The sequence below is a fragment of the Micromonospora sp. WMMA1998 genome (assembly GCF_027497375.1).
Taxonomy (GTDB): domain Bacteria; phylum Actinomycetota; class Actinomycetes; order Mycobacteriales; family Micromonosporaceae; genus Micromonospora; species Micromonospora sediminicola.
On the sequence record NZ_CP114911.1, the window covers coordinates 3667948 to 3680510 of the forward strand.

Annotated in this window: 16 protein-coding genes; 12 read left to right on the forward strand and 4 right to left on the reverse strand. The window is 69.7% G+C overall.

Annotated elements, in window-relative coordinates; all coding sequences use genetic code 11:
- Window positions 1-493: 493 nt before the first annotated feature.
- From O7600_RS16520 to O7600_RS16535, 4 genes are all read left to right on the forward strand, one after another.
- A complete protein-coding gene (locus O7600_RS16520) occupies window positions 494-886 on the forward strand; it encodes a hypothetical protein (protein ID WP_281588393.1) in 393 nt (130 codons plus the stop codon).
- A gap of 145 nt (window positions 887-1031) precedes the next feature.
- Window positions 1032-1418, forward strand: coding sequence for a hypothetical protein (locus tag O7600_RS16525; RefSeq protein WP_281588395.1), 387 nt, complete (start codon window positions 1032-1034; stop codon window positions 1416-1418).
- A 9-nt stretch (window positions 1419-1427) separates the two neighbouring features.
- Window positions 1428-2522 carry a type VII secretion target gene (locus tag O7600_RS16530; protein WP_281588397.1) on the forward strand — a complete coding sequence of 365 codons (1095 nt, stop codon included), beginning with the start codon at window positions 1428-1430 and terminating at the stop codon, window positions 2520-2522.
- Window positions 2523-2528: 6 nt separating this feature from the next.
- Entirely contained in the window at window positions 2529-2786 is a 258-nt protein-coding gene (locus tag O7600_RS16535) for a hypothetical protein (RefSeq protein WP_281588399.1), read from the forward strand.
- Window positions 2787-2810: 24 nt separating this feature from the next.
- On the opposite strand, the gene O7600_RS16540 is transcribed toward O7600_RS16535, so the two are convergent.
- From O7600_RS16540 to O7600_RS16555, 4 genes are all read right to left on the reverse strand, one after another.
- Complete coding sequence (locus O7600_RS16540) at window positions 2811-3290, reverse strand: hypothetical protein (RefSeq protein WP_281588401.1); 480 nt, start codon at window positions 3288-3290, stop codon at window positions 2811-2813.
- Between the two features lie 146 nt (window positions 3291-3436).
- On the reverse strand, window positions 3437-3880 hold the full coding sequence (locus tag O7600_RS16545) for a hypothetical protein (RefSeq protein ID WP_281588403.1): 444 nt from the start codon (window positions 3878-3880) through the stop codon (window positions 3437-3439).
- Window positions 3859-4404, reverse strand: coding sequence for a GNAT family protein (locus tag O7600_RS16550; RefSeq protein ID WP_281588405.1), 546 nt, complete (start codon window positions 4402-4404; stop codon window positions 3859-3861). Before O7600_RS16550 ends, O7600_RS16545 begins: the two co-directional genes overlap by 22 nt.
- Window positions 4405-4418: 14 nt before the next feature.
- Entirely contained in the window at window positions 4419-5699 is a 1281-nt protein-coding gene (locus O7600_RS16555) for a hypothetical protein (RefSeq protein WP_281588407.1), read from the reverse strand.
- Window positions 5700-6382: 683 nt separating this feature from the next.
- On the opposite strand from O7600_RS16555, the gene O7600_RS16560 reads away from it, so the two are divergent.
- The 8 genes from O7600_RS16560 to O7600_RS16595 all read left to right on the forward strand — a co-directional run bounded on the left by O7600_RS16560 (window position 6383) and on the right by O7600_RS16595 (window position 12526).
- The gene (locus O7600_RS16560) at window positions 6383-6694 is read left to right on the forward strand and encodes a hypothetical protein (protein WP_281588409.1); all 312 of its coding nucleotides are present in this window, start codon (window positions 6383-6385) and stop codon (window positions 6692-6694) included.
- A gap of 54 nt (window positions 6695-6748) precedes the next feature.
- Entirely contained in the window at window positions 6749-7003 is a 255-nt protein-coding gene (locus O7600_RS16565; RefSeq protein WP_281594177.1) for a DivIVA domain-containing protein, read from the forward strand.
- Between the two features lie 37 nt (window positions 7004-7040).
- Window positions 7041-7772: a GntR family transcriptional regulator gene (locus O7600_RS16570; RefSeq protein ID WP_281588411.1), complete on the forward strand. Its 732-nt coding sequence runs from the start codon at window positions 7041-7043 to the stop codon at window positions 7770-7772.
- Window positions 7773-7886: 114 nt separating this feature from the next.
- Window positions 7887-8315 carry a hypothetical protein gene (locus O7600_RS16575; RefSeq protein WP_281588413.1) on the forward strand — a complete coding sequence of 143 codons (429 nt, stop codon included), beginning with the start codon at window positions 7887-7889 and terminating at the stop codon, window positions 8313-8315.
- A 95-nt stretch (window positions 8316-8410) separates the two neighbouring features.
- Window positions 8411-8704 carry a hypothetical protein gene (locus tag O7600_RS16580; protein ID WP_281588415.1) on the forward strand — a complete coding sequence of 98 codons (294 nt, stop codon included), beginning with the start codon at window positions 8411-8413 and terminating at the stop codon, window positions 8702-8704.
- On the forward strand, window positions 8695-10122 hold the full coding sequence (locus tag O7600_RS16585; RefSeq protein ID WP_281588417.1) for an FtsK/SpoIIIE domain-containing protein: 1428 nt from the start codon (window positions 8695-8697) through the stop codon (window positions 10120-10122). Before O7600_RS16580 ends, O7600_RS16585 begins: the two co-directional genes overlap by 10 nt.
- Window positions 10119-10733, forward strand: coding sequence for a DUF2637 domain-containing protein (locus O7600_RS16590; protein WP_281588418.1), 615 nt, complete (start codon window positions 10119-10121; stop codon window positions 10731-10733). Before O7600_RS16585 ends, O7600_RS16590 begins: the two co-directional genes overlap by 4 nt.
- A 68-nt stretch (window positions 10734-10801) precedes the next feature.
- A complete protein-coding gene (locus O7600_RS16595; RefSeq protein WP_281588420.1) occupies window positions 10802-12526 on the forward strand; it encodes a replication initiator in 1725 nt (574 codons plus the stop codon).
- The last annotated feature ends 37 nt before the right edge of the window (window positions 12527-12563 follow it).

Genomic DNA, 12563 nt, shown 5'->3' on the forward strand with positions numbered 1-12563 from the left:
CACCCACCACCCCTACACGCACCTCCACCCCTTCCCCACCTGGGGCCTGAGCGACCGTGCGGAACCGTTCGGCAACTCGTCCGCCGCGGTTGGCCTGCCGGATCTCGTGCTGCTTCGGGATCGCCGGCATCGGGTGGAAGGTGTCCGCCTGGCCCTGGTCGTCCTTCGGGACTCGTCACCGGGTCACCTCACTGACCCAGGTGTGACGCGCGGGGCGGGGCGTGGGGTTCGGGCCGGTTGATTTTCCGCCCCGGTGCCGTAGGCGGCCGGGGCGGCAGCTTCGCAGGAGCCGCTTGCCGCGCCCCGGCCCGCGCCGCGCGGAACGCGCTTGATCCTAAAGAGAGTGTTTCGGCAGTCGCCATCTGAAGGCTCGTGTCCTCCGTCGGTTGATGCGCAACACACCTCCGCCAGGTGATGTGCGACGTGCGCGGAGCCGGCAGGGCTGAGTGCGCCTAGCTCTGATGGACTTTCCAGCTGGCGTAAGGTCTGCGCCGTGGCAGGTCAATGGAATCCGGAAGTCGGACCGGATGGTTTCCTCGCAGCAGCCGCCCAGCAGGCGCGCCGCGTGCTCCAGGTCGAGGAAGGCTGGCCTACCTATGACGCGGGTCTGGAGTTTCAGGGCTTGGCCGTGAGCGCTATGTCGGAGACCCCCAAAGGCGAATACCTTCCGAGCACACCGACAGCGCTCAACCTCATCTGGGGGGCGCTGACGGATGAGATGGACGCTCCTGGCAGAGGAGCGCCGGAGCAGGACGCCGCGGCGGTCCGACACATGAAGCAGGCGGCGGCAGAGTGGCTGACGGCCGTGGATTCGCCGGAGGACAGGGCGGCGTACCTCGATCGCTGGGTACACGATGAGTGCGGCTACGAACGGCGCCCCTCCTGAACTAGCTCGGCTTGCTCGAACCTCTCCAGTGAAGGACGGGCCATCTGAGAGGCGCTGTCGAACATCACCTGGCAAAGATGTGTCGCCCGTCAACTGGGGATCACACCGTCTGAAGGCTCGTCGCGTTACTCAGGGCAGCGGTGGCGTGACTGTCGTTGATATCTTCTGCGGCATGGGTCGGGGCCGGGGTGCTGGTAGCCGCAACAGGCGGCGGCAGGTTAGCGAGCAGGAACGCGCCGCCGCCGTGGAGGACTACCGGGAGTCTGTCGGCCGGTTGCAGCACACCGCCTACCGGAACATGCGGCAGACGGTCGCCTACGCCACGATCTTCGTCGCAGTCATCGCCACGTGGATGCTCTTGATCGGCCAGGCGACGCCGGCGACCTTCCCGTGGTACGCGGTGGCGATTCTCAGCGGTGCGTTCGGTCTGGCCACGTACTTCGTTCGGCAGTCGCGTCCGCGGCTGTACGTCCTTGCCGTTGCTGTTGTCCTGGCGGTGGTGGGTGTGACCGGCATGTTCCTGACGAACTAGGCGGCACTGGTGACGCTGTCGGTCGAGCCGGAAGCGTTGGTCGGGTTCGCCCGGCAGGTCGACCGCGCCGCCTCCGATGTGTGGGAAATCCGCGCCTACCTCAACCGGTATGCCGACGTCGCGACCGGCGGCGAACAGCTCAAGATCGCGAAAGCGGCGCACGAACATGCGGTCCAGGTCATCAACGGCACCCTTAACCGGCTCGCCTGCCTGCTGGAGAACTCCGCCCCCGAACTACGGGCAGCCGCCGGCTACTACCGCACCACCGACGCGGCCAACGCCGAACGCCTCGACCGCACCCTTCCGCCGGCGGCCGACCGCTGCATCACCGCGCTGGAGCTGGAGCTGGCGAACAACCCGTGCGCGCCGGCGAACTTCGTCGACGTCCGCGACGTCCGCGGCCACCTCGACACCCCAGGCGACCCGGACAAGCCCGCGAACCCGCTGGGCTGGATGGACTACATCAGCCCCGCGAACTGGCTCAACGAAGTCTTCAACCACGTCTTCGGCTTCGACCCCATCGGCAGAATCCAAGCCGAGGTGTCCGGCGATTGGGAAGCCCTCGCCACCATGGCGCCCGTCGTCGACAACATCGGCGGCGCCCTGCATGACCTGGCCTACAACGTCCAATCCGGGACCACCACCCTGCGCCCCCTCTGGCACGGCATCGCCGGCGACGGAGCCTTCCGCTACTTCACCACCACCGCCAACGCCACCGCCGACCTCCACGCTCCGCTGACCGCCATCAGCGGCGCCTACCGGGAGATGGCCGACGCGGTGTGGTCCGCCGGTGAATCTCTCGGCGGTGTCGTCAAGAGCCTCATCGACGCTGCCATCATCACCGGTGTGGCCGCCGCAGCCGGCACCATCAGCGCCGAAACCGGCGTCGGCGCGCTCGTCGGCTACGGCGTCGCCGCCGTCGAAGTCGCGAACATGTTCCGGCTCTGGGGCGAAGCCACCAAGCTCTGCCAGCAGATCGCCGCCGCCGTCCTCATCTTCCGCGCCGCCCTCACCCGCGAACTCAGCGACCTCGACACCGTCGCCCTCCCCGCACTGCCCGACGGCGGCCGATACGACCACCCCCTCGCCGGCGCAAAGGGCTGAACCGCCGTGGACGACCTCGACGACATCACCGGCGGCGACGAGAAACGGACGCGCACCCTACGTCAGCTCCTGGACCAACTCGCCCGCAGTGACAACCCGCTACTTCGCGAGATGGCCACCGCAGTCCAGGACGGGCAACTCACACTCCGGGAGGCAGCTACCAGCGGCACCTACGGCGACGCGCTAGCCGGCCCCTTCGTGTCCTTCTGGACCGCGTACCAGGAGATGACCCCTGAGGAGCGCGACAACCTTCCTCGCGGCTGACCGTCCGGACTCGCTCACCGCTCGTCACGGGCACAGGTTCGCTCGGACGTGCACCCCGCACCATGCCGGTAGCTCGACGGACCAGACCCGCCACCCGCCGCGGTCCTTTCGTAGCTCCCACCGCCACGGATGCGCGGTACCGGCGAGGATCTGCGCGTCGTTCCACCAGACCGCGCGGACCTGGTCGGTCACCGACGCCCGGTCGGCGCCCTGGTGCTCGATCGCGCTCGGCCCCACGCTCTCCAGCTTCGAAGGCTCCCGGCCAGTACCGGTCATCTCGGCCCGATAGTCCCGCCATTGCTGCCGCAGCTCGTCATGACGCGCGCCAGCGAGCACCCGCGACAGCCCCACCTCTTCACCGGCGCTGAGCTTCAACAGCCACACCCGGGCCGCGGCCTCCGGTGTCGCCTCGCCGCGCTCTGCCTGCAGCTGCTTGCGCACGGCCCACGAGGCCGGCACCGCAACAAGGCCAGCGCAACTGATCACCACCAAAGCCAACAGCACCCAGTGCCACCGCCGGGGACTCCCAGCTTGTCGGACTCGACGCGACCGCCACCCTTGCGGAGCCTCCCCCAAGATCACTTATGTGAGTCTAGAGATGACCTTGGAGGCTTCGTCGGTCCGGGCTGCTTAGAACTGGGGCAGCTTCGCTATCCGCATGCCTGCCGAAGTCGCTCGACTGCCGCAAAGATCTGTTGCTCAGGGCCTGGCCGGCTCGGGCGCCATTCGGCGAGCACGGGACGAACCGCGTCGACGGTTGCGGCCAGATCCTCCAAGGTCTCGGGCTTGGGTAGCGCACTGAGCGCGGCGACAGCGTCCGCCGTCACTGCGTACCGGAGCGCGTTTGTTGGTGTCTCCTGCCAACCAGGGGCGTGCCGCCAGTCCTGGACACGTTCGCGCACCTCGGCTGCGGCGGCACGGATGCGGGCTGCATGCTCCTGGGGCGTGGGGGCGGTGTCGGCGTAACGGCGGTCGGCGGGTTCCTGCGGCGGCGTGTCGGCGTCGCGCATGCCGGCGATCGTACCGGCGCCATGATCCGGCCGGCATTGGCCGTCGAGCCGCCGTCGGTTGGTCAGCCGGCTTTGCTGCTCCACTCCTGGGCAAGGATGGAGTAGAGCAGAGAGTCGCGCCATGCGCCGTTGGTGAAGACGTGGTCGCGTAGGCGGCCCTCGTACCGCATGCCGAGTCTTTCGGCAACGGTGACGGAGGCGGCGTTGTCGGGGCCGATGGCCGCGGTGATGCGGTGGAGCTTCAGCGCCTGAAAACCGAAGTCAACCATCGTGCGGGCGGCGTCGGTGGCGTAGCCGTTGCCCCAGTGGTCGGCCCCGATCGCGTACCCGAGTTTGGCGGCCTGGTGGCCGGTGAGGCCGAGTCGCGCGAAGCCGATCATGCGGTCTGAAGTGTCGGCAACGGCAAGGTAGTACTCGGTGCGCGGGGTGACTTGGGCGCGTTGGATGGCACCTTCGACCATGGCGATGGCGGCGGTCTGGTCCCGGCTGTCGAACGAGAGCCACTGAGTGACGCGGTCGTCTCCGACGATTGCCCAAGCGTCGGCCGCGTCATCGGAGCGCATGTCGCGCAGGGTGATGACGCGGCCGGGGATGGTGATCGGCTCCATGCTTCGATCGTGCCCTATCGAGGAAGGGCGTTGGCTGGGGTGTGGGTGAAGTGTTCGATGTCGTCGACGAGTTCGCGGGCGTCGTTGGCGTGGCCGGCGCGGGTGATGGCCTGGTGGACCCGACGCACCGAGTGAACGATGCCGTTGATGCGCTGATCGGCGGGCAGGCCGAGCACGGGCGCCAGGGCGTCGGCTGCGGCGTCCAGGTCCCCGCCGGCCACCCGGGCGATAGCGAGGTTGGCGTGTGAGCCGGCCTGGTCACCGAAGGCCCATGCGGGGTCGTTGGGGTCGGCGTACGCCTGGGCGGCGCGCAGGGCGTACCGCTCGGTGTTGGTGGCCTCGCCGGGGAGCCAGGCCAGGGCGTCGCTGGCGTAGTAGAGAGTGCGGGGCTGGTTGAAGGTGCAGATGCCTCCCATCTCGTCCATCTCGTCGGGGTGCACCCGGCTCCAGGCTTCCTCGGCCTCGATGATGGCGGCCTTGGCCTTCTCGGCGTTGCCCAGGGCGGCGTACGCGCGTGCGGCGCTGGCGGGCAGCCACACGGCAGAGGTTCCGCCGGCCTGGGTGGCGTACTCGCGGCCGGCTTCGGCGTAGCGGACCGCCTCGGCGTAGCGGCCGGCCCAGTAGGCGACGAGGGATTGCAGGCCGCGCAGCCAGGCCTGGAGACCGGGGTGGCCGGCCTGCTCGGCGCAGAGAACCGCGGTGCGCGCCTGGAGCATGGCCGAGTGGGGGTCGGCCATGTCATGGGAGACCTTGGCGAGCAAGCCGCTGGTGATGCCCGCGAGGAAGTGCAGTTCTCTGGACTGGTTCGGGGCCTGGCGGCGCTCCAGGAGAGTGAACAAGGTGTCCTGTGTCTCGGCCAGGTCGGGCAGCACGTGGCTGATGGGGCGCTGCGGATAGGCGAGCGCCAGGCGCTGCACATCTTCGGCGAGCTGTTCGATGGCGGCTGGGCTGGTGGACTCGGCGGCGAGCATGGCGTACTGGCGGGCGCGTTGTGCGGCCATGGCGAGGAGGTTCCTTTCCGGGCCGGCGCCGGCGGGGTCGACAAGGATGTGTCGTTCCGGCGCAGGGGTCAACTGGTGGGGAGCCCAGGGGCGCTGTAGTTCGTCGATGGGTCTGCTGAACATCGCTTGTAGTGCCCGCCGGGTGGCGGGGGTCGATGAGGCCAGGTCGCGCTCGCCGCGTGCCAACCGCCCGAGGTGCCGGGCGCTGATCGCCGCCCGGTGATCCATCCGGGAGAACTCGTCGGCCAGTTCCTCGTACGTGCGGTCGCTCTGCTGGATCAGGTGCTCCAGCACAGTGCGAGGTTCGCGGCGTTCTCGTGCCATCCGTCTACGCCTTCCTAATGGGCTGTCTCCACGCTCGCCCGGGTGAGGTCCTTCCGGCAATGCAGGTCCTCGTGGTGTCCGCTCGATGTCTCCCAGAGGTGTCCCTACGGGTCCTCGATCGGTCCGGTAGGTCCCGTGCAATCTCTCCTACATGGACGGCTCACCCACCGCAATTGTGCATGTGCATCCCGTCGATGCACATGGGCGGCAGCGTCGGCGCGGACACCGGGAGGTGAGCTCAGCGAGGAGGGGCGCTGAGCAAACCGGGGTCCGGGTCGTCCGGTGCGTGGATGGGCCGCGTCCGCAGCGGGGGCCACATCGGTCCTCGCCGTCCCCGCCGGCTGCGTGTCCCGCGTGCGAGGGGCGGGGCTGGAAGATGGCCAGCCCTCGGCGCTCGCTCCGGGCACCCGGTGACCCGAACCGGTTGCAACGGCGTGACTGCCCAGACTGCGTGGGCACCGGCACCCAGGGGCAGTGGGCGGGGCTGGCGGTCGTCTGACAGCGACGACCGCCAGTCCTCCACGATCACGCGGCGTTCCGCCGTGTCCTGAGTTGGCCCGGGGCGGGTGCTGGTGAAAACGCGGTGTCGGCCGCGTCCGGAAGCCCGCCCGCCTCGGTGCCCGCTCGTCCAAGGTGTGGAAGGCGGGGCGGCCATGATTCCGAAACCGGGAGACGTGCTCCACGTCGGTGGCGGCGCGTCGGTGCAGTTCGACGGCGACAGAGCCTTGATCTTCCGAGTCATCAAGGTCTCCGGCGAACTGGCTTTCCACGACTGGATCTGGCTGACGGGCTACGTCCTCGACCAGAAGGGCAACGCTCTGGCCCGTCGAGAGATCTTCGTGCAGAAGGCAGGCCTTTATCGGGCGGATCCGCCGCGGGCCGTGATCCGCCAACCAGGCAGGAGGCCAACAGCGGTAACGCGAGCCTGGAACGGCCCGATGCAGGAGATACGCGTGACAACTTGATGGGAGATTTCAATGGCAGTGGGAGTCTTTCGCGTGGCGTCACGGCTCGTGCCGATGGCTCCGGACCAGGTGCGCCGACAGCGATTCCGGCGGACCGGGTTCGGTCGGCGGGGCCTGGCCGAGGAGCACGTCTATGCGTTCCTGCGCCGGGTCGTCGACGAGCTGACCGCCAGGGATGCGGTCGAGGCGTGCCTCCGGGAGGAGAACACCCGGCTGAAGAACGCTCTCCGAGACTGGCAGGGCCAATTCGCACCGAGGCCTAGTCGGATGGACGGCAGCGCATGGACAGGGGATCAGCAGCGCAGATAGCCTGTTGACAACTTGAGTTTTCATCTGGGGTGACAAGGTGCCGATCGAGGTTGCGCCGCCGAAGTACGTGGTGATCGTCAACGCGGTGCAACAGCGCATCGAAGATGGCACCTACGCGCCGGGTGCGATGCTGCCCAGCGAGACCGAACTCATCCGCGAGTTCGGCGCATCCCGGCCCGTCGTGGTCCGAGCCTTGGAGCTACTACGGCAGGGCGGCTGGATCGAGAGCCGCCAGGGCAAGGGTCGGTTCGTCCTGGGCCGTCCGGGCGGTACTGACCGGCGATCACGTGAACGGCGTTATGGCCTACTCGATGACGACGAGCGGGCCGGGTCGACGCTGTTGGCCGCCGGCACCGTTCCCGCTCCCCCACGAGCCGCTGCCGCCCTCGGCGTAAAACCTGGAACTCCGGTCGTGGCACGTCGGCGCCTCATCACCGTCGATGACGTCGGGCCGGTGGAACTGGGTACGGCGTTCCTGCCCGTCGAGCTGGCCGAAGGCACTGGCGTGGGCTCTCAGGACGTGATGCCGGAGGGCTTGCTCAGGCACGTGGCCTCCCGCAAGCGCCGCAAGCTCGACCACGTGACTGAACGCATCTCGGCACGGCTGCCCAGCACAGAGGAAGCCGAGCTTTTGCAGGTCCGCGAAAGCGATCCGGTGCTGACCGTGCTCCTGGTCATCTGCGATCGGAGCGCCACACCGCTGCTGGCGGTGGACGTACTCCTTCCCGCCGCCCGGCACGATCTGGAAGACGTCTACCCGCTCGACTAACCAAAGTGGATCAGCCACTTGACAAGGCAAGTTGACACTCCCTACCTTCGATCTAACTTAACAAGTCAACCAGTTGAGTTGGCTTGTCGACTTGGAGGTCTTGACGTGGTTCCGATGACATTGAAGGTGCCCGTTCCGTCCGAGTACGTCTTCCCCGCCGGGGCGCTGTGCCTCGGAGTGTCGCCGCAGATCGACTTTGAGCGGCGTGGCGAGGCGGACAACCAGGCGCGGGATAAGGAGACCGGCGAGCGGGTCTGGGTGGTGCGGGTGATGGACCTGGACCCGGAGGCGGGGAAGTTCGGCCGGTCGACCGAGGTGAAGGTCAAGGTTGTGGCTCCGCAGCAGCCGGTGCCGCCGCCGTCGACGGTGCCGGGGTATCCGCCGGCGGTGGAGTTCGAGGGCTTGACCCTGACCCCGTACGTGGACTCGCAGCGGTGCAAGCCGGGTCGGTCCTCGGGTGACTGCCGGTCCCGGATGGCGTACTCGCTGCGGGCCACTGCGATCCGTCCGGCGTCGATGGTGCCGGGGTCGGTGGCGGCCTGACCGCTGCTCTGTGCGCGCGGGGCGGGTCGTTTCCCCGCCAAGAGTCCCGACCCGTCCCGCGCTCTCCCACCCCTCATCTGGTGAAGGAGGGCGTGATGCCCACCGTAATTCCCCCTGCCCTGTTCATCGCCGTGCCCCTGCTGCTCGGCGCGGCCCTGGCAATCGGCCGCGCCCGCCTGACCGGTCTGCGTCACGCCTACCGGGAGGTGGAGGCCGCCGTCCGGTCGGCGCTGGGGTTGCCGCCGGCTTCCGCTCGGGTGTGCGCGATCCGCTGTCCCCATTGCTGCCGGTGGGTGAAGCCGCGCCGGTTCGACCTGCGCCGTATGTCCTGCCACTCGTGCATCGCGACGCTGGGGCGTCCGCACTGGGGTGATGACGTGTGCCTCTGATCAACGTCATTCCCGGGGACAAGATCCCCATGGCGCCGATGAACGTGCGCCTTCCGGCGTGGCGGGTTCCGGGTTGGCTGCTCGTGCTCTGGTGGCTGGCCCGGGGCCTGTTCCGCGCCTCCGTGCTGGCGGTCCGGTACTGGTGGCTCACCGCCCCCGCCGCGCTGGCGCTGTGGATCCGGGCGGAGTTCGGCGGCCTGGTCCTGGCCGGCGTCGTCCTGACCGTCGCCGGCGGCTGTGTCGGGTGGTGGCGGTGGCATCCGTCGTCGTGGTTGCGGTTCGGCTGGTACCCGCTCGTCAGCCGGGTCCGCGCGCTGGTCGTCTACCGCCGGCGGTGGGCATCCGTGATGGCCACCTGCGGGCTGGCGACGGCGTTCGCCGGTGACCGCTATGTGCCGCAACTCCTGCGGGTGCGGTGCGACCGGTTCGGCGACGAGCTGACCGTCCGGCTGCTGCCGGGGCAGATCCCCGATGACTGGGGACAGGCCGCGGAACGCCTCGCCTACGCGTTCCACCGCCGCAGCGGACAGGCACGCTCCACAGACCGGCCGGATCGGGTGGTGGTGCGCTTCGTACGCCGAGACCCCCTCGCCAACGTCGTGGCGCCGCTCCCCGTGGCTGAGGTCCCGAACCTGGACGGGCTCACCCTCGGCGTCGACGAGGACGGCCAGCCCTACCGGCTGCGGCTGGCCGGGTCACATGTCCTGATCGCCGGGGCGACCGGGTCGGGCAAAGGGTCGGTGCTGTGGTCGCTGCTGCGCTCCCTGGCCGGCGGCATCCGCTCCGGGCTGGTGGAGGTGTGGGCGTTCGACCCCAAGGGCGGGATGGAGTTGGCGGCCGGGGTGCCGCTGTTCACCCGCTTCGCCTACGACGACCCCGACAGCATGGCCGGCGTCCTCGAAGAGGCCGTCAAGCGGATGCGCCTGCGCGCGGCCCGGCTACGCGGGGTGACCCGCCAGCACGTGCCGACCCCGGAGGATCCGTTGCTCGTCCTGGTCGTCGACGAGCTGGCCGCGCTCACCGCGTACATCACGGATCGGAAGGTCCGCGACCGGATCAAGGAATCACTCGGGCTGCTGCTGTCGCAAGGCCGGGCGGTCGGCGTGCATATGGTCGCCGCGTTGCAGGACCCACGCAAAGACGTGCTGCCGTTCCGCGACCTGTTCCCCACCCGCATCGGACTGCGGCTGACCGAGCCCGAGCAGGTGGACATGGTCCTCGGCGACGCCGCCCGCGACCGAGGAGCCCTCTGCGACCGCATCCCCGAATCCATGCCGGGGGTGGGGTTCGTGGTCCTCGACGGCGTCCGTGAACCCGTCCGGGTCCGCTTCGCCTACCTCACCGACGACGACATCCGCCAGCTCGGCCGCGACTACCGCCGGCTGTGCGACGACACCGAGCGGGAGGTGACCCCGTGAAGGCCGATACCGAGCGTGTGGAAGGGCTGGCCCTGGTGCTCATCGTCCTCACCGTCGGCGGCCTCGCCGGCGCCGCCTCGTTCACCCACGTCCACGACTGGACCATGGCCAACTCGCCTACCGGTACCGGTGACTGGTTCGGCTGGGCCAACGCTGCCATCTCCGAACTGCTCCCGTTGGCGGCGCTGCTGACCATCCGGCGACGCCGCCGCACCGGCGGCCCGATCGGCTACCCGCTGTTCCTACTCGTCTGCGCCGTCGCCCTGTCCCTCGCCGCGCAACTCGCCGTGGCGAAGCCGAGTCCGTCAGGGTGGCTGCTGTCGGCCGTGCCCGCGCTGGCGTTCCTCGGCCTGTCCAAGCTCGTCTTCTCCACCGCCCCGGCGACGCCAGCCGAGCCGGCCGGCGACCGGGGCGAGGTGCCGCCCGGCTACGACCCGATCGAGGACCACCGGCCCGTCGTGGTCGACGCCATCGACGAGGACCAGGCGGTCACTCACGAGCCGGTCCGGCCGGCGGCGGTGGCGGTGCAGCGGCCCGGCCTGGTGCCCGTGACCGCAGCAGCGTTCCCCGCCCGCAACGGCACCCCGTACGGCGCGGAGCGTGACCAGTGACCCAACTTCCCCTCATCCCCGGGACTCCGACAGAGGCGCAGCCGCGGCCCGGGTCGCGCGCCGACCGGATGCGCAAGCCCCTCGCCAAGGACGCGCTCAAGCAACTCGCCGAGTCCCACGGAGTCTGCGTCCGCCCCCTCGCGCTACGCCGCACCGACACCACCACCGGCCTTACCGAGGTGGTGGAGGTGCCGTGCGGGGCGACCCTGGCCGTCAAGTGCAAGCCGTGCGCGGAGAAGGGCCGGCGGCTGCGCATCCAACAGATCCGGGAAGGCTGGCACCTCGCCGACGAACCCGCCATCCGCCCCGACAAGCCCGGTGAGGACGCGCTCGCCCTCGTTCGAGTCCGGGCGCACCTGGAGTTCGAACGCGAAGCCGTCCAGTACCAGCCGATGACCCCCGACGAGCGGGCCGCCCAGGTGGCCGAGATCGACGCCGCGATCGCCGACCTGGACGAAGCCCTCGGCGCAACCAGCCTGCGCGGGCACCTCACGCCGAAGGAACGCGACGAACGGCCCCGCCGCAAGCGGTCCACCCGGCGGCGTCAAGACTCACCGGACCTGCCCCGGCTGCCCGTCGACCCCCGCACGGTGGGCCGGGCCTACTCGGGTAGGACGGGAAAGACCCACCGGCCGTCGATGCTGGTCACGCTGACGTTGGACTCGCACGGGCCGGTGCACTCCCACCTCCGCCGCGGCGCCTACATCGCTCCCTGCAAGTGCGGCACCCGGCACGGCCCGCACGACGACCTCCTCGGCACCCCCGTCGACCCCGCCGGCTACGACTACCGGCGCGCAGCGTTGGATGCGATCCACTTCGCCCGGGTCCTCGACCGGTGGTGGCAGAACGTCCGCCGCGCCGCCGGCTGGAACGTCCAATACGCCGGAGCCGTCGAACTGCAACGCCGCCTCGCCCCTCACGCGCACTTCGCCATCCGGGGCACTCTCCCGCGCCGGTTGCTCAAGCAGATCGCCGCCGCCACCTACCACCAGGTGTGGTGGCCACCCTTCAACGAGCTGGTCTTCCGCGTGGACAAGCCGCCGGTCTGGGACGTCGACCGTCAGGCATACGTCGACCCGACGTCCCGCGAGCCGCTGCCCACCTGGGGCGAAGCCCTCGACGCTCTGGAGGAACCCGACAGCCGACCCGCCTACGTCGCCCGCCTCGGCCGCATCGACGCCCGCGGCATCGAGCAGGGCACCAAGGACGCCGAACGGTCCATCCGCTACGTGACCAAGTACGTCACCAAAGACCTGACCGACCAGGCCAAACCCCGCTCCGACCCACAGAAGGCCCACTTCGACCGCCTCCACGCGGAACTGGCGGTCCTGCCGTGCTCCCCGACGTGCGCCAACTGGCTTCTCTACGGCGTCCAGCCCGACGGCGTCAAGGCCGGCTTGACCCCCGGCCGGTGCACCGGGAAGGTCCACCAACGCTCCACCCTCGGCTTCACCGGCCGCCGCGTCCTCGTCTCCCGCCAATGGTCCGGAAAGACCCTCGCCGACCACCGCGCCGACAACCGCGCGTGGGTACGCGCGATCCTCGCCGGCGGCATGGCCGACACCGAGGACCACGACCAGGCGGCCGATGACGCGGACGGATCCAAGCGGTACCGGTTCGAACTCGCCCGACCCGAAGACCCCGACGTGCCGCCACTGGAACACCGACTCCTCCGCGCGATATCCGCCCGCATCCGCTGGCGCACAGACCTCGACACCGCACGCCTACGAACAACCGCCACCGCGCTGGCCAACCAACCCACCGCGCTCGCGGCCTGCGCCGGCGAGAAGTGATCGCCCTTGCCGGTCCGACTATCCGCACCCACCCCTC